The organism is Flavobacterium zepuense (assembly GCF_007097145.1).
Classification (GTDB): domain Bacteria; phylum Bacteroidota; class Bacteroidia; order Flavobacteriales; family Flavobacteriaceae; genus Flavobacterium; species Flavobacterium zepuense.
In genome coordinates, this window is sequence record NZ_VJVZ01000018.1 from 26871 (window position 1) to 51186 (window position 24316).

The 24316-nt window shown below is 39.8% G+C and carries 23 protein-coding genes; 6 read left to right on the top strand and 17 right to left on the bottom strand.

Going from position 1 to position 24316, the window contains the following annotated elements:
* The first annotated feature begins 29 nt into the window (after positions 1 to 29).
* A complete protein-coding gene (locus FMM05_RS19965; protein ID WP_143375193.1) occupies positions 30 to 782 on the top strand; it encodes a glucose 1-dehydrogenase in 753 nt (250 codons plus the stop codon).
* Between the two features lie 65 nt (positions 783 to 847).
* On the opposite strand, the gene FMM05_RS19970 is transcribed toward FMM05_RS19965, so the two are convergent.
* On the bottom strand, positions 848 to 1936 hold the full coding sequence (locus FMM05_RS19970; RefSeq protein ID WP_221932290.1) for a WD40/YVTN/BNR-like repeat-containing protein: 1089 nt from the start codon (positions 1934 to 1936) through the stop codon (positions 848 to 850).
* Between the two features lie 164 nt (positions 1937 to 2100).
* Here FMM05_RS19970 and FMM05_RS19975 point away from each other — a divergent pair, with 164 nt between their 5' ends.
* Positions 2101 to 2991, top strand: coding sequence for a winged helix-turn-helix domain-containing protein (locus FMM05_RS19975; RefSeq protein WP_143375195.1), 891 nt, complete (start codon positions 2101 to 2103; stop codon positions 2989 to 2991).
* Between the two features lie 389 nt (positions 2992 to 3380).
* Here FMM05_RS19975 and FMM05_RS19980 read toward each other — a convergent pair whose 3' ends face one another.
* Together FMM05_RS19980 and FMM05_RS19985 are read right to left on the bottom strand one after the other, a co-directional pair.
* The gene (locus FMM05_RS19980; RefSeq protein ID WP_143375196.1) at positions 3381 to 4286 is read right to left on the bottom strand and encodes a hypothetical protein; all 906 of its coding nucleotides are present in this window, start codon (positions 4284 to 4286) and stop codon (positions 3381 to 3383) included.
* Positions 4287 to 4308: 22 nt separating this feature from the next.
* A complete protein-coding gene (locus FMM05_RS19985; RefSeq protein ID WP_143375197.1) occupies positions 4309 to 5145 on the bottom strand; it encodes a trypsin-like serine peptidase in 837 nt (278 codons plus the stop codon).
* A 352-nt stretch (positions 5146 to 5497) separates the two neighbouring features.
* Here FMM05_RS19985 and FMM05_RS19990 point away from each other — a divergent pair, with 352 nt between their 5' ends.
* The 4 genes from FMM05_RS19990 to FMM05_RS20005 all read left to right on the top strand — a co-directional run bounded on the left by FMM05_RS19990 (position 5498) and on the right by FMM05_RS20005 (position 9222).
* On the top strand, positions 5498 to 6316 hold the full coding sequence (locus FMM05_RS19990; protein WP_143375198.1) for an abortive infection family protein: 819 nt from the start codon (positions 5498 to 5500) through the stop codon (positions 6314 to 6316).
* A gap of 71 nt (positions 6317 to 6387) precedes the next feature.
* Complete coding sequence (locus FMM05_RS19995) at positions 6388 to 7455, top strand: hypothetical protein (protein ID WP_143375199.1); 1068 nt, start codon at positions 6388 to 6390, stop codon at positions 7453 to 7455.
* Between the two features lie 176 nt (positions 7456 to 7631).
* Positions 7632 to 8168, top strand: coding sequence for a hypothetical protein (locus tag FMM05_RS20000; RefSeq protein WP_143375200.1), 537 nt, complete (start codon positions 7632 to 7634; stop codon positions 8166 to 8168).
* A gap of 1 nt (position 8169) precedes the next feature.
* Positions 8170 to 9222 carry a DUF5694 domain-containing protein gene (locus tag FMM05_RS20005; RefSeq protein WP_143375201.1) on the top strand — a complete coding sequence of 351 codons (1053 nt, stop codon included), beginning with the start codon at positions 8170 to 8172 and terminating at the stop codon, positions 9220 to 9222.
* Between the two features lie 87 nt (positions 9223 to 9309).
* On the opposite strand, the gene FMM05_RS20010 is transcribed toward FMM05_RS20005, so the two are convergent.
* The 14 genes from FMM05_RS20010 to FMM05_RS20075 form a co-directional block, all read right to left on the bottom strand.
* The gene (locus tag FMM05_RS20010) at positions 9310 to 10812 is read right to left on the bottom strand and encodes an ATP-dependent nuclease (protein ID WP_143375202.1); all 1503 of its coding nucleotides are present in this window, start codon (positions 10810 to 10812) and stop codon (positions 9310 to 9312) included.
* Positions 10813 to 10936: 124 nt separating this feature from the next.
* A complete protein-coding gene (locus FMM05_RS20015) occupies positions 10937 to 14698 on the bottom strand; it encodes a DEAD/DEAH box helicase family protein (protein WP_143375203.1) in 3762 nt (1253 codons plus the stop codon).
* 1 nt (position 14699) lies between these two features.
* Positions 14700 to 16043 (bottom strand): restriction endonuclease subunit S, encoded by a 1344-nt coding sequence (locus FMM05_RS20020; protein WP_143375204.1) that lies wholly within the window; start codon positions 16041 to 16043, stop codon positions 14700 to 14702.
* Positions 16040 to 18109, bottom strand: a complete 2070-nt coding sequence (locus FMM05_RS20025; protein WP_143375205.1) for an HsdM family class I SAM-dependent methyltransferase — start codon at positions 18107 to 18109, stop codon at positions 16040 to 16042. The genes FMM05_RS20020 and FMM05_RS20025 overlap by 4 nt, the downstream gene beginning before the upstream one ends.
* A complete protein-coding gene (locus tag FMM05_RS20030) occupies positions 18106 to 18390 on the bottom strand; it encodes a helix-turn-helix domain-containing protein (RefSeq protein WP_143375206.1) in 285 nt (94 codons plus the stop codon). The genes FMM05_RS20025 and FMM05_RS20030 overlap by 4 nt, the downstream gene beginning before the upstream one ends.
* Positions 18391 to 18651: 261 nt before the next feature.
* The gene (locus FMM05_RS20035) at positions 18652 to 19458 is read right to left on the bottom strand and encodes a PRTRC system ThiF family protein (protein WP_143375207.1); all 807 of its coding nucleotides are present in this window, start codon (positions 19456 to 19458) and stop codon (positions 18652 to 18654) included.
* Positions 19455 to 20177, bottom strand: a complete 723-nt coding sequence (locus tag FMM05_RS20040) for a PRTRC system protein B (protein WP_143375208.1) — start codon at positions 20175 to 20177, stop codon at positions 19455 to 19457. Before FMM05_RS20040 ends, FMM05_RS20035 begins: the two co-directional genes overlap by 4 nt.
* Positions 20174 to 21253: a hypothetical protein gene (locus tag FMM05_RS20045; RefSeq protein WP_143375209.1), complete on the bottom strand. Its 1080-nt coding sequence runs from the start codon at positions 21251 to 21253 to the stop codon at positions 20174 to 20176. The genes FMM05_RS20040 and FMM05_RS20045 overlap by 4 nt, the downstream gene beginning before the upstream one ends.
* Before the next feature lie 56 nt (positions 21254 to 21309).
* Positions 21310 to 21528 (bottom strand): PRTRC system protein C, encoded by a 219-nt coding sequence (locus FMM05_RS20050; protein ID WP_143375210.1) that lies wholly within the window; start codon positions 21526 to 21528, stop codon positions 21310 to 21312.
* A 2-nt stretch (positions 21529 to 21530) separates the two neighbouring features.
* On the bottom strand, positions 21531 to 22061 hold the full coding sequence (locus tag FMM05_RS20055; RefSeq protein WP_143375211.1) for a PRTRC system protein E: 531 nt from the start codon (positions 22059 to 22061) through the stop codon (positions 21531 to 21533).
* Between the two features lie 10 nt (positions 22062 to 22071).
* Complete coding sequence (locus FMM05_RS20060; protein WP_143375212.1) at positions 22072 to 22311, bottom strand: hypothetical protein; 240 nt, start codon at positions 22309 to 22311, stop codon at positions 22072 to 22074.
* A gap of 11 nt (positions 22312 to 22322) precedes the next feature.
* Positions 22323 to 22700: a hypothetical protein gene (locus tag FMM05_RS20065; protein ID WP_143375213.1), complete on the bottom strand. Its 378-nt coding sequence runs from the start codon at positions 22698 to 22700 to the stop codon at positions 22323 to 22325.
* A 49-nt stretch (positions 22701 to 22749) separates the two neighbouring features.
* Positions 22750 to 23220 carry a DUF1281 family ferredoxin-like fold protein gene (locus tag FMM05_RS20070; protein ID WP_143375214.1) on the bottom strand — a complete coding sequence of 157 codons (471 nt, stop codon included), beginning with the start codon at positions 23218 to 23220 and terminating at the stop codon, positions 22750 to 22752.
* 51 nt (positions 23221 to 23271) lie between these two features.
* Complete coding sequence (locus tag FMM05_RS20075) at positions 23272 to 24312, bottom strand: DUF932 domain-containing protein (protein WP_143375215.1); 1041 nt, start codon at positions 24310 to 24312, stop codon at positions 23272 to 23274.
* Positions 24313 to 24316: the final 4 nt, after the last annotated feature.

A 24316-nucleotide genomic window follows, 5' to 3' on the forward strand; every position in this document is an offset into this window, starting at 1 on the left:
CTTTGCTGCTCAATCTTAAAAAAGAAATAATGAGCAGATTAAAAAATAAAATAGCAGTTATTACAGGCGGCAATAGCGGCATTGGGCTGGGTATTGCCCTTGAATTTAAAAATGAAGGAGCCAAAGGCGTTATTGTTGGCAGGAACCAGCAAACGTTAGATAGTGCTGTGGCGCAGCTTGGAGATGACTTTATAGCCATAAATGCCGATGTAACCAACCTTGCCGACCTGGAAAGGGTGTTTGCTGCAACATCTGAAAAGTTTGGTAAAATAGACGTGGTTGTAGCCAACGCCGGTGGCGGGGCTGTAGGTACAGTGGCAACTCTTGGCGAAGCCGACTATGATAAGACAATGGACCTAAACCTTAAAAGTGTTTACTTTACCGTTAATAAAGCACTGCCTTATATGAATGATGGAGGCTCTGTTATTCTTATAGGGTCTAACGCGGCGCATAGGGCATATCCTAATTTTACACTTTATGGTGCGGCAAAAGCGGCTGTGATCTTTTTTGCAAAAGCATTTTCAAGCGACCTTTTAGACCGGAAGATAAGGGCAAATGTAATAACACCGGGCACTACTGACACACCGGCATTTGACAAGTTTGTTCCCGCAGAACAAATTGAAGCCTTAAAAACACACTTTGCAGGCGAAATGCCTATTGGGAGGATTGGGCAACCGTCTGACATTGGTAAAACAGCGGTTTTCCTGGCTTCTGATGATTCTGCATTTATGCTTGGTACCGAACTGCTTGTTGATGGCGGCATGACCTATTTAGCAAAATAATTTATACTGCAATGGCGCGGGTTATAAAAAAACCGCGCCATTTATATTCTTTCTCTTGGTTATTTTTAGCATCCGGCACTACCTGCCACAGCATACAATGCATTACCTGAGGCATATATACTAAATACTTTTGCATTGATACCGGGATGAACTTTAGTCCAGGTTTTACCCATATCAGATGACAGGAATATACCATCAGGATGGCCGCATACTAAATAGTTGCCCATTTGTTTGATGGACGTAATAAACGAAGATGGTGGAAGCCCTTCATCAATAGCCTGCCAGGTTTTTCCCGAATCTACTGAAATGCGTACCCTCCTGGTTTCTGTTTTTGTGTTATAGGATATGGCGGCAAATCCACCTTTAATACGCTCTATAGCAATACCTACACCACCCTCATTAATTACCTCCTGCCAGTGTTCGCCATTATCTGCAGAACGCATAATGCCGCTATTACCTGTTGCAATCAGTATTCCTTCAGATTCCACAATATTCATTATCTGGCCATTTTGTACCTGTTTCCAGCTTTTGCCCTTGTCGGCAGATTTGTATAGGTCGTGGTCGTACCCTAAAAACAATGCTCCGTCAGCAGCTTCAAAAGTAGTGCGCAGCGCATGTTTTTTAAAATTTTGATGGATAGGTAACCAGTTTGCTGTAGCGGGTGTTTTTTGATATATACCGCCATCATAATTAAAGGCCGTGATACCGGAACGGTTAAAAGCAATTGTAGTTGATGGCCAAAAGGATTCACCTTGCAGGCCGGGAATATTCTCTTTTTCCCAAACAGGAGTTTTAAGTTTGCTATCACTGCGGTACATTACATTTTTTGCATGTAAATACAGGTCGGTTTCTCCTGCAAAAAAAATAACCGGCTGGTCGGTTTCAGGCAGCCCTGTGCTAATGTCCTGCCATGTTTTTCCACCATCGGCCGATTTATAAACAATGTTTACAGCTCCTGATTTATCTTGATCTACTTTCTCAACCGGGCCAAATGGAGCTGTGCGCATAGAATCGCATAGCGGTGCACTTGCAGAATATTTAGTAACCCGGGGTGTTTTCTTCCCTGTTTCTTCTTCTTTTGTTACAAAAGAATTTAGCAAGAGTAATACGAATACCGGGATGAAGGCCGGTACAAACACATACAATTTTTTCATTTTTTTTAAATTTAAGTTGAACATATAGATTGTTAATTAGCGGAGGTTGCGGGCCGGGCATGTCCTGCCAACAATGATTCAGCGAAGCTACTTTGATATTTTTCAGCTTGATAGATGTGGATTGTAAATAAAAATGTAAACTTTGTAAATAAATCGTAAATAGCATGTTTAATAGCCATAACCACCTCTCAGGAACAGGCAAATATCTTTTAGGGGCGCTACTGCTCTCGTTTACCGCTGTAGTCTGCGCGGCTTTTAGTAGGGCAGGTAACAACGATTATGATACCGCCAGAAGGGAAGTTTTGCTCCGCAGGATAGGGCATGAACTGCTTTTACAATCGGGTGACAGTACATCGCGGGTGCTCCCGGTACAAAAGATCGCAGAAAATGAATACCAAATCCTGTTTGAGAACGATCTTACTTTCCTGCCAGACTCTCTGGTAAATACTACCCGGCGTTTATTGGCTAAAGACCCGCTTGCCCGTGATTATGTTGTAAATGTTTTAAACTGTGGCAACGCCAGTGTAGCGTATGGGTATGCGATATCTAAAAATGTAAAAGATGATATTGTAGCCTGCGGAGGAAGAAATCAACCGAGGGCATGTTATATTATCAGCATTAAATTTAAACCGGAGGGTATAATTACAGCAAACGCCGGATATATTTTGGGTGGCCTGCCACTTTTAGCCTTTGCGGGGTTTATTTTTTTGAGATCGGCTAAGCCAAGAAGAAAGTTACCTGACGATAAGCCTGCTGATACGTTTACTTTAGGTTCTATATTGTTTGATGCGAAGAACCGGAAACTGGTAATAAATGAAAAGGCAACCGACCTTACCACGACCGAAACACGTGTGCTGCTCATTTTTGCGTTATCCCCTAACGAAACTATAGAACGAAGCCGTCTGCAAAAAGAGATTTGGGAAGATGATGGTGTTATTGTGGGGCGCAGCCTTGATATGTTTATATCTAAACTTAGAAAAAAACTGGAGCCTGACCCAAATATTAAAATTGCTGTTGTACGCGCTAAAGGATATAAGCTTGAAATTGGCTCTTAAGCAGCAGCAAAATAATTGGGTACGCCCTGAAAATAAAAAAAGCCTTTCGATTAACGAAAGGCTTTCCTTTTTTACTGGCGGACTGGGCGGGGTCACAATCGAACCCTTAATCCCATTTCTAACATTTTTAGAAAGCTTAAAACTCACGTAGGAAGTTAAAAACTTTAAAAGTCAGAATCTATATTGTAAGCCAACCTTAATTAGGAATGGCATCGACTATTATTAATAAAGAACTTGCGGCTGCAAATATAGGATATTATTTAATTACAACTAATTTTTTAGTTGTAATTTTCTTTGGGTCGTTATAAAAAATGATTATCCCTACGCTAATTTAGAAAAAAGTATTTTCAACCCCGAAAGCATGATACATCCTATGGTAAGGCATATGATTAAGGTGTCTTCTTAGTGCTTTTCTTAGCAGGTTTAGGATTGCTTGAACTTTGGTCGTCGCCATTAACCGCAGGTATTGCTGCTGCTGGAGCTGCCCCTGGTGCTGCGGCAGCCTCCTCTTTGTCTTCTTTTGGAAGGAAATTGTTAATAATTGTCTTTACATCGTCTTTATTATCATTCCAGGCAGACAAGATCTTTTCCGCTCTAACTTTTCCCGGATTAGTTTCCACTACTTTAACTGAGGCACCAACAATTACACTATTTTCAGGTAATGGGATGAGATCTGATCTGTATTTGTCTACAGGAAAAGAATTACTACCATATTTTACTGAGGAGAGAACGATTGGAGCCAGTTCCAACACTTTCTTTTCATCACCCACGATGTAGTTTAATTTTAATTCTATAGTATAATCAAAAGTTGGGTATGAATCGGTAGACTTGGCAGATGAATATTCGAGTTCTAAATCACTTATATAGTAATAGATATACCGTTCCATAAAAGTCCCCTTGGCTTTCTTTGGTTGAAACTTTATCGACAGTGCAGGTTTCAAAGAACCATTATCAAATCCGACGGTACGCGATAATAATATGTTTGGGACATATCCTGAACCAGCATCCAGGTAACTATTGCTTTTACTGTATTCAGCAGAAAATGCTTTGACCTTACTTTCCAAAATTTTAGTAGTAATCTTAAATCCCATATCAATTACAGTTGGGATGGCTGCAAGTAATACTGGCGCGAGTTCATTGCCTCCTGGCTTAACAGAGCTTTGAGTTAAGACTAGGTCAATTTCTTCTGTTGTAAAGTCAAGTTTTGCGTGTTTGCTATTGAAAACTTTGTTTTGACTTAATGCAGTCTGGAAAGTTGCAATGCTTAAAAGAAGTAGGATAAGGCTTTTTTTCATGATGGGTGCATTTTAAGGGTTTTTAAACTATAGCTTGTTGATCATTGATCCAATTTTTCCAATTCCCGATTACTTTGGCAGTTACCCTAACAGCATGATTTGGGTCGCCACCATAAGTATGCACACCTACAGCAAATATCTGGTTGCTGTGCATAATGTAAACAGGACTTCCGCTGTTACCTCTAACAGTCGGGAGGTCATAGGTTATATAATTTTCAGAAATTTCTTTAGATACCCCTTGTAAAGTAATTTGCTTGAAATTTTCGCTAATGGGATATCCACCTAGCAATATTGGGCCTTTCTGTAATACTTCATGAAAGCCTAAGTAACCTTTTACTTCATTAAATAGCTTGTCTGATGGCAATATTATGGCTCCATAATCATGTTCTGGTTTTTTGAATACTGTCCAGTTATTGGTGCTAACGTATTTCGTCGAGATATCGCCACCATAGGGTATGGCTTCTCCATCTGCACCAGGAAAAACTTTAATTTGTAATGCCCATGCTCCGCCAAAGTGCAGGCAATGTCCAGCAGTGATTACACATCGTGGTGAGATCATAAATCCTGTCCCATAATAAGTTTTATTATCAGCTCCCAGAATGACAAGTAGGCAAATGCACTTTGCTGGATAATCATTGGCAAAAGGTATATCCCCGTGCGTGTTGAACATTTTTTTATGCCATTTATTTTTTTTAGGGCTGAGGCTTTTGGCGAAATCTGGTTCAAAATCAATTGGGGTAGGAATGATGTCGTCTTCCAACACCACCTTGTTAAATGATTCAGCTTCTTCGGTGGAGGTGTCAAGATTCGATACAGATTTGTAGCCGAATAAATTTTTTATTTTGTGTTGCTTGCCCATAAAGTTATTAATGAGTGATGAATATTATTCGGAGACCGATGAACCTCAGTCACTATGTAAGCTATCAATAGTTTACTGATAATAAATATATAACTAAATGCACTATAAAATACAGGTGTAAATACCTGTTTTTTAACTAATTATAAATAGGGGAAACCACCTATTGCGATAGGTGGTTTCCCCTATTTACTCGAATAAACAATATATTATTCACTTAAGAATGTTTTATTAATACTTGATATTGGTGCCCTGGCCTCAAACAGTTTCTAAGACATCCTCAGTGCTTCAAATAATGTATTTCTGATGCCCATAGCTTAATTAGTTTAAATATCTTTATTGCTAAAAAGTTATCATGGCAGAACTATCGTATTCAGAAAGGCAAACAATTGAAAAGTTTGTAGCTGGAAATAATGGTGCGGGGTATGTATTAGACTTTAGTGATAGAACCTTTCAAGAATTTGTTGGGGATGTTGTAGGATTGGATATAAGCGACGAAAAATATAAAGAAGCTGGTAATTCTAAAGCAAATCGTTTAAGAACTTTCTGTAGGGTTGAGAATGATTATACTGTCGGAAAATTATTGGCATCGTTACATGATTATAAGCTAAGCTCATATACTGCGTCTGGAAAAAACATAGATGTACGAGGGTTTGACGAATTTCACAGGATAGCCGAGCGGTTATCCTCGGGGCAAGTTATTGAGCATATAGATGCTATTCAGGCCAATAATTCCGATAAAGATTTTCACCAGTTGGCTAAACTCATTAAGGAAAGCATTGAAAAAAATCAGCCGGAAGCTGCTTTGGATAGATTGCATACCTTTTTGATAAAGTTTCTTAAGGAACTTTGCAAAAGCCATGGAGTTGAGGTTTCAAAAGATGAAACCGTTAATGCACTCTATGGTAAATATATTAAGGCTGTCCGCGGCAAAGGCTTCATAGAATCAGATATGGCTGTCAAGATTGTGCAATATAGTTTCCAGGTAATGGATGCTTTTAATGACATCAGAAATAATAAAAGCTTTGCGCATGATAATGCTGTCCTTAACTATGATGAAAGCATCTTAATATTTAGCAATGTAACTTCAACAGTTAAATTCATCCAAACTATAGAAGCTAAGCATAGCAATGTGGCTATTGCAGAAGCAAAGCCGGATTGGGATTCGTTTTAGTTATTAAATCCGCTACTCCCGGTACCTCAAAATATGACTCTGGTTACTAGAGACTTAAAAAAACTATCCTTATGAACACAAATTTAATTGAACAACGGGCAGCCGACATAGAAATGCTCACTGATTTTTTGCGCCACTGGCCAATCGATGAACTCATGGCTATGACTTTGGAAGAATATAATGATGTGGGCAATAAGGAAACATTCTGCCAATATGTGGAGACTAAGACGCGCCCCCTCGGTAGCATTAAAGGATTAAATTCGATAAAATTCGGGATCTATAAGAGAAAGAATAAAGCGAAAAAGCCAAAGACCAATAAATCAAACTCAGTTTATACTTGGCTGCCCCGCTACAATAATAGCACTGATAGTGCGGAAAGGGCATTCGCCGAAGTACGAAAGGAGGTATGTGAGATAGCCAAATTAGCTATAGATGGCGATTTTACCGCCATTGAGAGTTTTGGTCTTCCTTCGCTATTTCGCTGGAAGGTGGCTTATTTATACTCTGATAATCGACTGATTCCTATCTTCAGCCAAACGAATTTGAAGCTAATAGTTAGAGAAAAGGGGATGGATATTGATCGCAAAACCACCTATTTCCAAATGCAGGAGTTTTTAATGGAGCACAAGCCAATCTTTGAGACGGTCGTGGAATACATGAGGCGTCTCTATCATGAGCATCGTATCAAAATCGACAAGTTGCCAAAGGAGCGTAAAAGAAGTAAGAGCCATAAAGCTACAGACTTAAAAGCAACATCGCCGCAGCCTCGCAAAGGAGCTGAAGGATATGTTGCAAATCAATTCCATAACCATATACAAAACTCTCTATATGAAAACCTATGTGAAAAACATGGCGAAGAAAACGTGCATATGGAGCTGAATTGGGTTGATATTCTTGTACGCCTTCCAGACAAGAGCATACTCTATGAGATTAAGAGTGATCGGTGGCCAGCGCAATGTATGGTAAAGGGATTGGGACAGTTATTTGCGTATTCTTATGAGGCACTGAAAACCAAAAGCGGTAAAATTGAACTCGTTGTTGCAGGGCCAAATGCTCTGAATGCGGAGGAAGCGGATTTTCTTAAATATATCCGCAATCAAATTAAATTACCAGTAAAGTATGTACAGATTAAACCTTAAAAGTGAAGGACAGCGTAACAAATAAAAAACTGCACAAAAGCGCCGATTTTTATTTAAAATCGGCGGTGTATTTCGGGTATTAATTTGCTGTTAGTTAAATAACCAGTAATAGGTATTTAATGTTGTATTATTTCCGTAAATTCTCTTGCCATATATAAACCACTAATTTTTGTGCTATGTCTATAATAATTACCTACACAGGGGAGATCCAAAAGTTCAAAGATGCTGTATCACTCGCTAATAAGATTGTAGTTGATGTTGCTTTTTACGATATTATTGTTTCCAGGCAGACACCGTTTGATGAGAGTGTACCATCAGACATTTCTCCTATAGTAATTGCAGAACTATTCGGCAGCATTGACTTAGATTTAACCCTGAAAGAATACAAAAGGCCACAAACTGTGGGTGGTGCGTTTGATCCAGATTATCCTACCACATTATGGGGTAATGTAAATGCACTCCATAGGAGTTCCTGTAATCTCGCATCTATGCTGGTTCACGAGTGCGTACATGCCTTAAGCTACCATTCAAAAGAATATAATTTCAGCCATGATTCGCAGGAGCCTAAATACAACCAACAGACTGCACCTTATTGGATTGGGAATAAAGTGCGAGACCACTACTGTAATAATGGCGTGATCGAAATTGCAGTTGAAGAACCGCTTATCATTGAGACCAATGTTCCTATTGACAGTATTGTAGACGTAGGTTAACATGAAGTATATCCTTTGTATAATTTTCTTCATTGCAATAAATGCCAGGGCGCAAGACCTTGATATTATATTGATAGGTGTCTCCCATGACTACAGCAAATACCAAAAGCAGGATTTTGCCAGCATACACAATAAAATTAGAAAGTTCAGGCCTGATGTTTTTTTTGGTGAGTTTGTGAGTAAAGAAGACGAGCGGTTGGTGATGGATTATTGGTGTAAACAGGACAATATCAAGCGGCTAAAAATGTTAAGGATCAATCGAAACATAACAGATGAGTTGCTGCTAAAGACAATTGACAGTTTGAAAAAACTAACCCTGTTGAAACCCGATGACTATCGTGCAAAGGTTGACTTGGCCCATGCCTATTACCTTGATCAGGATGTGGCAAATGGCCATTACCAGTTCTGGCAGGTTTTCGATCATCTCCAGCATAAACCCAACGCCGAACTTGAAAATTATGTCAACAATGTAGTTAGCCCTCGACTAGATACAACAGGGCGAAGTATGAAAAGGCTAAAAACCTCGGAATATGCTTTCATCGCATTTCCAATAATGCGTGAAATGGGAATGCGCGAACTGCTTTCAATGGATTGCCAGGATTATGATTTAAACTGGGGAGCTTCCTGGGCGGCATTCGATGCAAAATTCAATTTATCCAGAAAAGACACGATATCGACCTTTCGCAAGAGAATAAAACCACAATTGTCTAAGATCAACAAAGGCTTTGAAAAGTATGAAAGTGTTGAGAAATCTTCAAAAAATGTGACGGAATGGTTAAACACAGATGAAGCCTCTGCAATATCTGCCTCAGGCGATTTTTATTTGCCAGAGATGTATGACATGAAGAACTTCCCTAAAGAAGAAATGCTTTCAAAAATACATTGGTGGATGATGAGAAATAAGGGTATGTGTGATAATGTTGTAAACAGTGCAAGAAAGGCAGGGGCGAAGAAAGTAGTCGTTATTGCGGGTGCCAATCATCGAAAATATATGCAGGACATTTTCAAGAATATGCCCAATGTACGAGTGAGGAACATTAATGAAGTTGATTAGGTAATAGTTGAATCGAATAATAAATAGATGCCTGCAAGGTACATACGGCGTTTCACTTTACATTATAACAAAACCAAAAGTAACTGATTATTGTTCAATAACCTCTTCTCTTTTACTATCTAGCCAAAGTTTAATATTACTTTTAATAGCTGGCCACTCTGATGTTAGGGAAACTAAATCTACAAGTTTGCTTAATCCAACATCTCGAGTGAAATCCATCCGAATAATAATATCATCAAAGTACTTATGTGCATCTCCAGGATTACCGATTTGTCTTGCCACTTGCACAATTTCTAGTTGTTCGACACTAAGGTTTTGATCGCCAAGGTTACAAATTAAGTGATGGTAAAACCGCTCGGGTTTTGTATTATTTGGAAGTACAAATTGTGTTATCCTATTAAAAGCCGTCTGCCTCTGTACATTGTTTACATGGGTGGTTCCCGTTAGCACCCTGCCTATTTTATCATTTTTCTCATCATCGGTGCTATACTCATCTCCATCGAGCACGAACAACATATTATTTTGATTATCTAAATTATTTAATATTGCGCCGCTGGCAGAGGTAAAACAATTTATCGCAGCTCCAAACTCTTTTATAGAAACATATTTAGACAGACCTTCTTCTGAGCATATTTTTTTTACAAGAGTATATGCCAGATCATCTTCTACAAAAACTTCTAAAGGTCTTATTTGGTGCCCAGTTAACCGCTGCAAGGCGTCCGGTTTTGTTTTATTAAAACATAGTGTTTTTAAGGGCGTTTGGAAAAGATGACGGAAAGCAACATTATTTAGTGTCAAAAGGGATTGGGCATGTGTAGTGAAAATAATCTGAAGATGTTTTTGAACAGCTATTATATTTAATTTTTCGATTAATCTAAAAAGAGCATCTTGGTGCAATAGCAAATCGATTTCATCTATTATTATAAGTCCATAGTTCGGAGCTTTTATTGCTTCTGAAAGTATATAAAAAATTCGCTGTTCCCCCGCTCCCATACTTAACGAAGAGTAATCAATACCAGCAATTGACACACCTATATACCGTTTTCCAGCACCAGCTCTATGCTCATTGTATGAAGTATAATTTCTATCCATGATTTCACCGGCTAATAGTCTTACCCTGGTTGATATATTATCATTAAGTGGAGTTGTATTGAATTGTATTCTTGCTCGTTGAGTTTCGCTTTCAATTCTAGGAACACATGTTCTGATACCTATAAAAGAAACATATCTTTCAATTCTAGTCACATATCTGGGTGACCATCTCTCATTCTGCTTGCGAAAACGTGTTAAATGGTTCGAAGTTACATTTTGGCCATCTCTATAATCTTGAGTAATATCAAAGCTGCTCCCTGTCCAAACTGAGTGCGTAGTAGGTGTGAAAAATTCACTTAGTCTATGATTAATTGTCGGGAAAGGGATGTTAACCGGATTATTCACGCAAGAAAGCGCGTGTAAAATGGTTGATTTACCACTTCCATTTGGACCTAAAATTGCAGTAAGAGGATGTTCTGTAAAATCAATCGTTAAGTCAATTAAGTTTTTCAGCTTTTGTATCTCAATCTTTTTTAAAACTTGTTCTGATTTAGGCATACTTAATAATATAACGAATTAGGTATTAATTTTTTCGGAGTAGCGTGTCAAAGCGTGATCTTATTTATGCAAACATTTTGATCTTTTTAAGACTCTCACATTAAATTCAATAGCACATTAGGCATTAGTTATTTAGATATTGCAAAAGCTCTTGCGGTCGATTAAGCAAAAAGCCATTTTTTTCGAGATTCTGACGTTGTTTATCGGTTAGGTCAAATATTAAGGTTTGCTCCTTACCTTCTGCTTCTGCTTTTATTAGTACAATGGATCCAAGCTTAAGTGCCACGTTGGAAGTGCCTTTCACGCTCTCTAAAAGCTGGGCTGCTGCACCAACTTTTAAGCCGTCAATTTCAGCCTGCACCTTTTCTATATATGCTAGTTCTAAACTCCTTTTGCCTTTTTGATATATTTCCTGCGCCTCCTCATGCTTGAAAAAATTCTGAACCATTTTAATCCCCTTCTTTATCCAGGAACCCTGCTCGAATGTGCCTTCATCAGTAATTTCAAAACCCAATGCCTCAGCAAAATGGCTATACTTTACGAAGATGTTTTGAGCTGCTAGTAAGTCATCTGTAGCGAGATAAATGTAGCCTTCAGCAATCTCAATAATTGTGTTTTTGGAAATGCTTTCCTTCAAGGTTCTCTCGAAGTCGTCACACAATTGACTTAGAATATCTTTAGTTTCCCGAATGAAGAAGTCGCCCAACTCTTTATTTCTTATAGAGAATTTTCGGTATATTCTTGAGAAGTCAGCATATATTTCATCCTGAGAAAATGCGGTGCCATCATCATTTATCTTTGCAACAAGCCTTTGACCTGTTTCATCTTGCTTAATGAACTCAAATAATGATGTAATTTTACTTTCAAATTCTGCTATTAGTTCAGCAATAGCCTCTTCTTCCTGATTTCGTTTCTCAATTACTTTTAGAATGTTGTACCTGTACTTCTTGTCTTCATATTCACCAGCCGATTTAGCCACAACGGGTTTCGTGCTAATTTCTTTAGGAGCAATTATTCCGATACGATTATCGAAGTATATCTCTACATCATCAATAATCTCTGAATTTTTATTGATTTGATTGTAGAGTATGTTGTATTTACGCCAAAAATTCAACAGAAGTATTTCGGTGTATTTCGGGTGTAGTTCTATTACAAACTCAATAAGATTAAGGATTTTAAAGTAAGCTAATATCTTTTCCTTTAACTTCTTTGCTTCTTCCTTAGAGTTGCGGATATAATCGTCCATTGCATCCTCAATGGCGATAATTAACGCAACCTCAGGATTTGAGGTGTGATAGGTTGTAAAGGATGGAAAGTTGGTTTTAAAGATTGAATGCGTGTTTAGCTCCTTAAACAAGTCCACCAGTTTTTCCTCATCACCCAATGGATCAAAATCAGAAACTACCACATTACTGAAGTGTTCAAAAGCTGCCTTTATATTTTTTACATTGACATTTTTATATGAAAAATCTATAATCTTACAGTCATTCTTATACTTAGCGGTTCTATTTACTCTTGAGATCGTTTGAATGGCATTGATACCCCTGATTTCTTTGTCAAGGAAAAGTGTATGCAGCTTAGGCTCATCAAATCCTGTTTGAAGCTTGTCAACTACTATGATTAATCCGTTTTTCTTAATTGCAAAGTTCTGTAGTACCTTTTCTTCATTGATACCTCCATTTAAACCATTAGCACTTCTATGCTCTTGGCTATCAGAATAAACGATATATATGGGAGCGTCCGCAAAACGCTCATATTTCTTGTCCTTTATTAATTCTTCAAAGTATTTATCAATATAACCTTTATACTTTATTGCAGCAGGAATAGAGGAAGCCGCAAGCATTGCTTTTGCTGTACCTCTTATATTGGGGTACACTGATGAAAGTAAGCGTTCAACAATGAATTTGGATATTGCCTTGATACGCTGTGTGTTTCCGTATATTTTCTTTTTACGTATTGCATATTTCTTTCCTTCTTCATCAACGCCTGTATCTGTATTATCGGGAATTTCCTCAAATCCGTAACCTAAATCACCTTCAAAACCTTCAAGGTCATTGTCAGGAATTTCAAAAAACATCTTTGCAGAAACTGGAACTATACCCCTAATTGGATTTAAAATGTAACCATCTTCAATCGCCTCCCGCATGGTATAGCTATCGAATGGAATCCAAATTTTTTCAGATTCGGCATATTTATTAAATTCTCCAAATCGGGCTAAGGTATGATCGCTGGGGGTCGCAGTAAAGCCAACAATTAAATTTTTCTTGGTGTGCTGTACCTGGTACTCTTTACTTTGATCAAAACTGCTTTGTAGTTCGTCAAACACGCTTATCATTTCTTCATGTTGAACACCGCTGTTACTTCTATGGATTTCATCAATCAGGAAGGCTATTCTTAGCTTGGATAGCTTTTTGACTACCGCTTCATCCATGATGCTATTTACGGCGGTAAACTTTTGCAGGTTGACAACAACAATCCTTTTATCACTACTAAGTGCAGTCAAAAAACTCTTCTTGTCGGAGGCTTCGATGAACATTCCTTTTTGAATATTCATGTTATGTAGCTTTGAATCAAGTTGGTCTCGGAGCTGTAACCTGTCTACAACCAACATCACCTTATCGTAAACATAAACGCCATCTTTGCGTAAGTCTTTTAATTGCAGGGCTGTCCAACCAATAATATTACTTTTCCCGAATCCTGCTGCATACTGTAATAAGAGTGAATAAACAGTCTTATTATTCTGATATTTTTGGCGTTTAGCGATTAAGTCTTTGATTTGGTTTTCGCCAATTCCTTTAGCTCTCAGTTCTGCATCCAGCTTCTTTATGAAATACTCCGGCTCATTTTCATGTTCTAGAAACTCACTGATTTTAGAAAGGACTTTATCAGTTCCGAACTTTTGTTTTGGCCTGGGGCTTATTAGCCGACCATCATTGTGCTTGTACTCTTTGGTTTTGCTGCCTTCCTTTTTAATCAGTTCACGTTCAATAAAATTGTAATAGAGAATTTCCTTCTCTATCATTTTCTTGTCGTAAAGGGCTTTGAAAACCTCTTCAAAACGCTGCGTCTTGAATGCTTCCTTGTTACGGAGTGGATATGGCTTAAAATCTTTTAGTATCTTCTTTTCGTACAGTTCAAAATCATAACTACCGTTGATCACCGTGGTTTTAATTTCATCAAATTGATTAGAAATGTTTCGTATTACATAGGTTTCCGAAATATCGGTAGAAGTAATGTGAATAGCCTTTTCAAATATCTTTAAAAAGTCTTTACGAATAGATAGGGACAGGTCATTCTTGTCGGCAATGGTTAAATACTCCTGAACCGCATTCAGGTAATCGTTGCTTACTTTTCTTCGTCCGTTTTTGGTAGCAGTCTGATTTGTCCAGTTGCTTTTAAGTTCACTATATCCTAAGTAAATGCCGTTGATGAAAAAGGATAAATCAGGCCGGAACGAAAAATGTTGCTTGCCTTCATACTTGAAGGTGTAGGGCATTTCCTGAACAACAGAGAAGACGTTCTGGTCAAACAGTTTGTCTTCCTCAAACTCGCTGCCACTCGGATAGAACAAATGTAGCTTTACGCCCTCAAATGTGACCGATTTATTGGTGTTAATAAAGATGGCCATGTTCATGGACGATTTCACTTTCTCGTCCAGAAAAAGCGTAAAAGCATTCAGTAGGTCTTTTTCACTACTGAATTTCTTAAGCAGTTTTCGATAATTCGCCTTATTCAGTTCCGTTTCTGAAATGAAGTGTTTTAAATCCTCGAGGATGAAGAAATTGGAAGATACCGTGTTGGCTTTGGCTTCATTGTATAGCAGACCGTCAGGCCTTTCACAAAGGAAATTGATAAGGTATTTATCTTGTAGATCTAATTCTTTCATCTTAATCGTTGATTACTTTGATTTTACCAGTTACCACATCATTAATGAGCGTTTTTCGCAGTTCTTTAAGGGTGATTATTTGGTTTTGAATGTTAGTAATGATTTTAGCAATAGTTTCCAGTTTATTATCCAAGAATTTTACAATCTCTTCTTGAACAGAAAGTACCTCGGGAATGTAAACCAAAAAGTCATTAACTTTCTCCATTTTTAAATTTATGCGGGTAAAGCCTTTACCCTCCACAATAAGCAATTGCCTATAATAATCTGAAAGCATCAGGTAGTTCAGGAAGTAGGGATTAGTTTTGCGTGGGTTTACCCTATAGCCCTTGCAAAAACTGTTGAGATAGATTTCCTCAATATCTTCTGCTAAAGCTGCTGACTTGCCAATATCTTCATAGCCCTCTGAACTCATTAGGAAGAAAATATCACCCTTTTTTACCTTGTTCTGTTTTTCACCCTGAGAGACCACTACTGTACCCAAATGATCTCGCTTCAAATAGGTATTGTTGGCAATGTTGGTGAATGGAATAAAGCCTTTATTATCAGGATTGTCATCCTGATTGAAATCATCACCGCTTTTTCCGGAAAGTCCACTAAACAAAAAGCCCAAATCTTTTAACCTGTATCTAATCCACTTTTTAGGAGTATCAAAGCCAAGTTCGTTTTTTTTTAAATCAACATTTTTATCCAGCCCTTTCGTTACAGTTTCATTAATAAGGCTTTTTCGTAAATTCTGATAATAACATGTTTTCTTTTCTAACAATCCTACTCTTTCGTCAATAGCTTGGGTTTGTGTGTCGAGGTAGTTGGCAATGGAGATTTGTTCATTACTGTTTGGCATGAGAATAGGAGTACTCAAAGTCTGCCCCATGTTCAGAGCTTCTTTTGATGAACCTGCCTGAATCAAATTAATGTATTCTTTGAACGTATTCGTTTTAAAATAATAAGAAACAAAGGGCACTAAAGATTTCTTCGTTCTTATGAAAATGATATGCTGATTTATATTTGCCTTGGGAAGACTTTCAGGAACAATGCAGGTCCTACCAATTGAAGCACCGGTAATATTTATAAGAATGTCATAGGGCTTTAATTGAGAGCTTTTCATCTTTTGGTGTATTTCCTCCTCAATGTATGACACATCATCAATTCTTAAACCATCATCATAGACGTTTTGGCTTCTTAAAAGGGGAATACCAGAATCAACGTAAACTTCGCTGCCGCCTTTAGGTGTAACACCACTTCCGATTTTATTTGTGATATCTTTAACTCGCAACACCTTCCAAGCGGAGGGAACTTGATCCAGCCAATCAAACCCAGAATCCTTATATTTGTTATACCTCATCATATAGCGAATGCCTTTTCAAGTTTCGTTAATTTTTCTTCCAGATCTTCTAAATCACGATTGATTTGGGCAACGTCCCTAAGTTTTTCAGGAGTGTAGAATACTTTATTGAAATTAATTTCCACCCCAATTACATTGTCTACGTACGCAAATGGCTTTGTCACATATTTAGCCATGAAATTGGCTATCCATTTCTTGTTTTCCATATCGCCCGGTGAATAGGGGATAATTTCATAGTCCTTTTGCAGGTCTTTGCTTAGTTCAACCGTAATAATTATTGAGGGACTCTTTGATGTAGATGCCTTTTTAAAAGATGATTTGATGACGATTTTTCCACAACCTAATTCGGTTTGTTTGCCTCCAATCTCCTCAACAATTGTGTCTTTATCCGAATCATACCAATAGGCCGCCTTTTTTGTGAATACTTTAATGTTATGCTCTTTATAATCCAGTGCAGCAATATTTGGTTTTATTTCCTCATTGAACCTTGCTTCTAATGAGGAATACTTGGACTTATCAAATGCGGTGATTTCAAACTCTCTAAAAGTAACAGCGCCGCCCTCGTTCGTCGTGGTAATTTTTACCGGGTCGAGTTTGATAGACTTTGTTTCTACTTTTTCTCCTCCTTTATTTTCCTTAACGGGCATTTCAATGAATTTGCCATTTATATCCACATTAGTAAGCATAATGCTCTGTCTGTTGTAGTAGAAATGCCATTTATCGAATACTTTACAAAATTCATTGTCTTTGAACTCGGTAAACGCTTTTACAATCTCATTCCTGTTGTCAAGGTTCATTTGTTTACGCTTCTTACCCTTGCTCTTTTTCAGACCTTCGTAAAGCTCACTTGCATTAATAAGGACTACCTTATCTTTTCTGTCCGCTGGTTTATTCTTGTTAAATATCCAGAGGTACGTATAGATACCAGTATTAAAAAATTCATCCGTAGGCATTTGGATGATACTTTCTACCCAGTCATTGTCAAAAAAGTGTTTTCTGATATTGCTTTCACCACTTCCGGCATCACCGCTAAACAGAGTAGAGCCGTTGTGAACGACTACCGAAAATCCGTCATTAGCTAATTGATATAAGATATGTTGCGTAAATAGGAGCTGACCATCTGAGATAGAGGGAAGTGCCACAAAACGTTCAGTAGTATCGTTTTGAATATCTTTTTGGTAGCCTTTCCAATCTACACCGTAAGGTGGGTTGGCAACTACTATATCAAAGCGTTTTTCAATGAAAGATATGTTAGTAAGCGTATTGCCGTATTTGATTTCTGAATCTGCCCTAAAACGACTTTCAATCTTAGCCAATGCATAAAGGCTATCGCTCCAGTCTTCACCGAATGTTTTGGTGGGTCTTTTGAACTTCTCTTTGATTTTATCCTCTACACCAAAGAGTAAGTTGCCACCTCCGCAAGTAGGGTCATATATCGTAAGGAACTTGCCATTATCCTCAATTTTTGAAGCAATAAGTTCAGAGATAAGTGAAATAATATCGTCGGGAGTATATTGCTCTCCGGCGGTTTCTGCTGATATATCTGCCCACTTTCTTTTTATGTGTTCTTCAAGAGTGGTGATTTCAGAGTTATTAAAAGGGGTAAGATCTATCTCACTCCAAGCCTGTACAGTTTCAAACAATATTCTTTTCTTTTTGAGCTGACCGCTTATGCCTGAAATGTCCAGAAACTTTTCGTCTTCTGTTCCCTTATCAACTCCCAATAAATATTTGGTTTCGGGGTCAAACGACTTTAAATAAAGGTGGAAATCTGAGTCAAAGGCTTTGTCATTTTTGCAAATATCTTTTAAGGACTTGCCTTTTCTAATGATGTAGTCATTATATCCTAGTCCTGCTAACTGGAACTCTTCCACAAAATCCTCAATGCTTTCTTTGCCTATTTCTTCCTCTAATCTTTTTGCTTCTCTTATCAACCTGCTTTCTACCATCAATAAGGCGAAATAAGGCATCATATATTTAGGAAAATCGCTTTGTTTGATTCCTGCTCCAATCAGTAAATCGGCTGTACGCCAAACGTCTGATTCGTATTTCAGAATATTTATGCTCATGCTTTTGCTAGTTCTTTTTTTACTATTTCAATTGCCTCATTTGCTTGAGGTTCACTCTTTAATAAGTCAATTACTTGATCTGCCAGCCATAGAGAAAGCAAAGTAGATTTGTCAGTATGTAGTAGTGTTGCCAATTGCAAAACTTGATCTCTCTTAGCTTTACGTTCACCACGTTCAATTTTACTGAACATTGGAGTGTCTATTTCCAAATTAGCAGCCAGGTGACGCTGTAGCAAACCTTGACCCTCTCTTAGTTCCTTTATCTTTTCACCGAAGTTCATGACTTTTCTTTCTTTGACTTGTCAAATTTAGGCTAAAAGTGGTATTTATCTTGCGCAAAATATCATTAAGACAGCCATTCGTATAAAAATTAATTCCTCATTTAAAGTCAAAAAGCTGAACATTATGATATTATGATAGGATATGTATAAAAGATTTAATGTATGATTGAAATTCTAAAGCTCGAGATAACATTACAGCCCCCTCTACATGAACTAAAAAGTTGATGTAGAGGGGGCTGTACAACTTAGGGGCGGCAGGCGTTAGCCCACCGCTATAGGTTCTGATTTAAAACTGGCAAGATTCAGGAAAAAACCCCTGTAGGCGGTCATCCCTTCACGGAACAAACTCCATAACAGCGAGCCGCCCAAATCCGCCAGTGCGGGGTTGATGAACAAATCCTGTTTTAAAAGAGCCTCAGCCAAAGAACAACTCGGCTCGTTGTAGTCCGCTTCTGCCAAAAGCTGTTCTGCGAATTCTTCAGTAATAAAGGGTAGGTAAGATACCACCCTATACTTTTGTGAGTCTGGCTGTTTAACACGATAAATGGTCGATAGTATAACCTGACCTGACTTACGGGCATTACCCATATCCATCCAGTAGAGTGGCTTAATATTGTCAAACGTGTTATTTGCGTCTAAGTTTGATAAAGTCTCGGCAATGTCAAAGCGTGCCGATACGGTATCGACACAGGAAATATAGATATTTGCCCTGCCACGCATGGGCAGGTTGCGCATCATCTTTCTTTGGAAAGGCTTGGTAACAGCTTTCCAGTTGGTGCCAAAAAATCGGTTGACCCTGTTTACCAACGCCACAGATTTATGTAAACCAATTTCGGTAACTGCAAAAAGCTGCCTGCCCTTATTCGCCTCGGTTACTACATCATCATCATCATATAAGTAGACCTGTAAGCCTGGGTGTCCCAGTTCAATGAGGCTACAGTTTATTTTTGCAAGTGCGGTAAGCATATGAGAGCCTGTTCCACCTGCCCCGATAAGGTTTACCAGTATCGGGTTGGTCGGGCTGAGCAAATAATTATCAGTATAGTGGATGGGAGGTAGCGTGTTCATTGCAGTAATTGTTTAAGTGTTATACCTTTTTTGATGAGGGCTTTGGTGGGGAACTGTTTTTTTGTCCCTGCCAAGCTTTGCCACAATTGTATGATATTGCCCTTTACGGGGCTTTGCCCACCAATAACGTGGCTGAAATAGCTTTCAAAAAAATACCGCTGCCATTGCTCGATGAATTCCTCTAACATGCAATCGGTTTGAATGGCAACCTTAACCGTACCCATGCAAACCCGCCCATCGTCATAGATGTTGAAAAAGGGTGCTTTGTAGAGCGGGGTCAGTTCGCTGATTGTGGTATCATCGGCTAAGGCAAATATTTTAAGGGTGGTTTTTGATGCTTTCCACAATAGCGCCGGTAGGGCTACTTTTCCGCTTGGGATGGTCAGCGCCTCGTCGAAATATAAGTTTGTGTATTGTTTAGGCGTATGCCACAGCGCAAAACCTTTGTGGTCAGGATTGATGTACAGTACGTTCTTAGGCAGTAGGCCTTTAGGCTTTAGAAAGTTTCGCTTTAATTCCGATGAAGCATCCAAGGCATTAGCCAATTGTCTGCTCTCAGTAAGGCTTAAAGGGTGCGCATTGATAGGGTGTCCATTACTATCCATATCATAGCCTTCGACATAGATATTGCTATCCGCATCGCTTTGTTTATTCTCATAAACCACAAAAGCTTTTACGGGATGGTATAGTGTACCAAAGTTCTCGGTTATATTTTTCATGGGAGTTCATTTAAAAGGGTACATAAATCATTCAGCAGCGCAAAGAGCCTGTACTCAAAATCAAGCCCCTTTCCCTCAGGGACACTTTCCGTATCAAAAACCTCGATCAATGCGGGCTGTTCCATCTCGCAGCACTCGTTGAATGCATCGTTGAGCATCAGGTTTATCTGCTCGAACAGGCTGCCTGAAGTATCTGAGATAAAGGAGATGTACTGGTGAGCCTCAACAATCGGTTCATCCTCGTCTTCAGGTATATCGCAAACCATGTTGCGGAAAATGTTTTGTTCGGGGTACTCCTGAAAGAGTGCCAATGCTTTTTTGGCGACATTCAGGCACGACCAATTGAGATAACCGCCTGTTTCAAAGCTTGCAACACGCGCTGCAAAGCTATCAAGGTGGCGCATGTCAAAAACCTGCTCCAATACCGTTTCGCCATTTTTTAAAGCTGCGGTGGTTTCGCCTGTAAGGCTGTTTTCCTGTTCATCGCCCTCTTCATACCATTCTTTCAGGCATTCGTAATAGCCGAATAGGTAACTGTCCTCTTCGGTATAAAAAGGCAATCGGGCTACGTGATAGAGATAGGCAAATACAGAGAGCAGCAGTTCTGCGGTCTGCCGCTGCGCTAAATCCTGCATGAGCCTGTACAGGGGTAATACGGGGATATAGTGCAATGTCCTCCCTGTAGCATACGAATTATTTACTTCCAGTTGCAATTTCCCCGTACCGTCCTGTTTGATGGATAGCCCGGCATCCTGCCCTGAATTGCGCAATTGCCTTTGCGCATTATCATACGCCAGTAGAATGTTATAGGGATAGGCTTTATCATCAAAGAACTGAAGGACGAAGCCTTTCGACTTGGCAAGCGTTGAAAGGCAACTAAAAAACTGATGCTCGGCATCCGCTTGGTCGGGTGTTTGCGTTGAGGCTTCATACAGGGGCAGGAACTGCTGCCTTAAAAAACCATCGGCAGTAAGTGGGTCGGGGCTGCCACCGCCTTGTTGCGCTGTACCTCCTGCGCATCGGGTAGCCTGTTCAGGTCTTTTACGAATGCGCCTATTTGCTGATAAAGTTTCCATTGGGTTTCTTTTTGGGGCGGGGTGATACGCCCTGTTACTAATTCCGTTTTCATGGTTTATCCTTTTGTGCCGAGTTGGGTAATGAATTTATACTGCACCTGGTCATTATTAATTACAGGCCCCTGTATGGTGGCGGTAGTAAGTATGGGGTAGGTTTGGGCATAGAAATTCAGTACTGCCTCAGGACTAAAAGCCCCTGACGGGTCGGCAAGTTCAATGTCCTGCCCTTTATCCTTGAAGGAAAATACCCTTTGTAATTGCGTGGCTATTAACATGGCTATTCGGATTTTGGTTCGTTAAATAAATCGGGTGCGAATTGTGCTGAAAGTGCTGCCTTACGGCTGCGCAGGGTTTCAGCCTCGTCGGGATAATCCTGCGGGGATGGCACTTTCATCCACGCCTCTTTATACTTGCCCTCCGCTTCGAGTTCGTCCACCTTTTTCAGGGCTTCCTCATATTTTTTCTGCTTGTCGGTCTTATCCTTATCCGCCTTAGCCGTTTTTTCTTTTTCCATTTGTGAGGCCTGTTTTGCCTGTTCCCGCTGTTTCAGGTAACTTTCCATATTGGTAAACAGGGCTGCGGTTTGTTGCACGGGATTGGCAACGGCATCAAAAAATCCCTCGTCCAGTTCGGCAACCGTACCCCTTAAAATGATGGGCGGTACTTTTTTTCGCGCATCGTCGCCCACCTTGTCGTCGTAGAAAAGTACCGATACAATCAGCCTTTCTGTATTTTCACTTGTGATATTGATATTCCACCCGCCCTGAACCTGTAGGGCTGCAATAGATTGAAAAAAGTTCGTTTCCATAATCTTGTTATTAATGTCCTGTGATAAATAAAAGTATAGCAGCTACAATGAAAAGAAATGATGTGAGCATCAGTACCTTTTCGATAAGGGTCGTAAATATTGCCTTGCCGTAGCTGCTGAAATGCTGCCTACCGCCCAAGCCCCTGCGGTAAAACCTGCGCCTGTTTACCCACAGGCGTATTACCACAGCGATAGCCATAAGGCTAAGGCTTTTATGGTGTGCTGTTATAAATGCTGTTATCGTTTCCATGATGGTAAAGGTTAAGGGTTAAATAGTAAATCGACGGCAAGCGTAAATTTTCGGTTGGCGAGCTGCCTTGTCGGGGCGTAACTGGTCAGGCAATGCACGGTGTACATGACCACATAACCATCGAATAACTGGTCGGCGAACAGCCTTTTATTTTTAGCCATTTTGGTTTTGTAACGCCTTATCTTCCGCTCTGCTTCAGTAAGCAAGGCAAACCATAAATCCCAGTTCAAAAAGCCGTTGTTCCATGCCCTTTTATGTCCATCTTCGTCCTCCTTTACCGCCTGGCACATGCCATGTATCGCATCAAGGAATTCGGGTATTTCGCGGGGGAACAGGTCAAATAGTACCCCCGCTTTTTCCACGTTTGTCATAACTTCCAATGTTTTCATGGCGTATAGATATTATGGGACGGGCATGGTTTGCTGCCCATCCCTGTTATCATTTTGCTGTTTTCCGTTCTAATAAGGTTTCCAGTATTTCACAATCGCTCTCATAGGTTTCGCCCTCGAAATGGTACAAATCTGTTTCCTCATTAAACCAGTAGGTTTCAAAATCATCGTGTTCGAGAAAGATGTCCGTTAGTACGACGTTGCGATACGTTGCCAGACCATATACACGGCAGCCCATTTCCTCATAACCAAGTGTAAATGTGGCTTGGTAATGATCCGCTATCTCTATCAGCGTTTCGATATTAGGCGCCCATCTTGTCAGGTACTGGAATATCCCAATATCACCTTCATTCCAATAGATATCAAAGAAGTGTCCATTGCGGGTGGTATTAAAATCAGGCAAATACCCTGCGTCTTCTATTTTCTGTTTGTCCGCTATTGCCCTAAATAGCCCTTGTATCTGTTCGATTGCCCGAGGATTCCCCTCAAAAACAACCGTATTGCTGCACCAATTTGCCATTGTAATTATTTTTTAAGGGGGCAACCACCAAAGGCGGTTGCCCCCTTGTTGTTAGTTGAAGTTTAAAATATCCGCACCGTGCTTTGCAAAACCTGCGCACAGGTTAAATGCGGTTTGCGCACGCTGTTGCCCCGTACCTCCCATAAGCAGGGAAGTTATTTTGGCATCATCATCCTTGTATTTGCGAAGGTTCTGAAAGTAGCCCGTCACGCTGTTGTACGCCCCGAACACCGTTCCTGCGGTGGTCGCCATTTGTTGGGTGGGATGCGCCATAGCATATTCAAATGCACTGTCTGCCATATTGGTAAAGCAGGTGGATAGTTCTTCTTCGTTACCCTCGTGCAGGTTTTTCAACACCTCCTTGTTGGGGGCTAATGCCAATTCAATGAGCCTTTTTACTTGCTTGTCGGAAATACGCACGGTTGACCAGTCGTTATAAATCGCCTCGAGTTGCGGGGACAGGGTATCGGCGATACCCATTACTTTGTGTGCCTGTTCCAAGCGTTCCTTGGCGTTTGCGGTGTGGCGAATGCGCACGGTATTGGTCTTATTGTTCAGGGCTGCGTTAAGGGTGTTGGCGCATACCACACGCACAGGCGTAAAGGCTGCGGTAATACTTCCCGTCCCATCGTGGGAGGTTGTTAAGAATAAGTATTTTTCAATTACATCATCTTTGCCCACACGGATATAGCCCGGCAGTTTAGCGGTAATAAAAATGCGTTCCCCTTTGCCTAATGCCCCTGCGGTTTCATAGAGGATTCCATCGCCACCGCCCACGATACTGTCAAAGAAATTAAAGGCGTCCCTGTTCTGTACGATATGGTAATCCTTGCCGACCTTATCGCCCAAAATCGCTTCGTTATCGGTGCGGTAGGTATAGAAACTACTGTCGGAAGTAACACTTAACCCGCTTGGCAAGTGGTGTATATTGGGGCGTTTATCCACCTCGTAATCCAGTCCCGCAAAGGCAATCGCCTCTTTGCTTGTGGGGTAGTCCTGTACGATTTGACCCAATCCGTGCCATGCTTTTTGCTTTACGCTAAAAAAGCTGTCCATCCCTGTTATCTCGTTATGATTTATGTTATGTGCCATGATT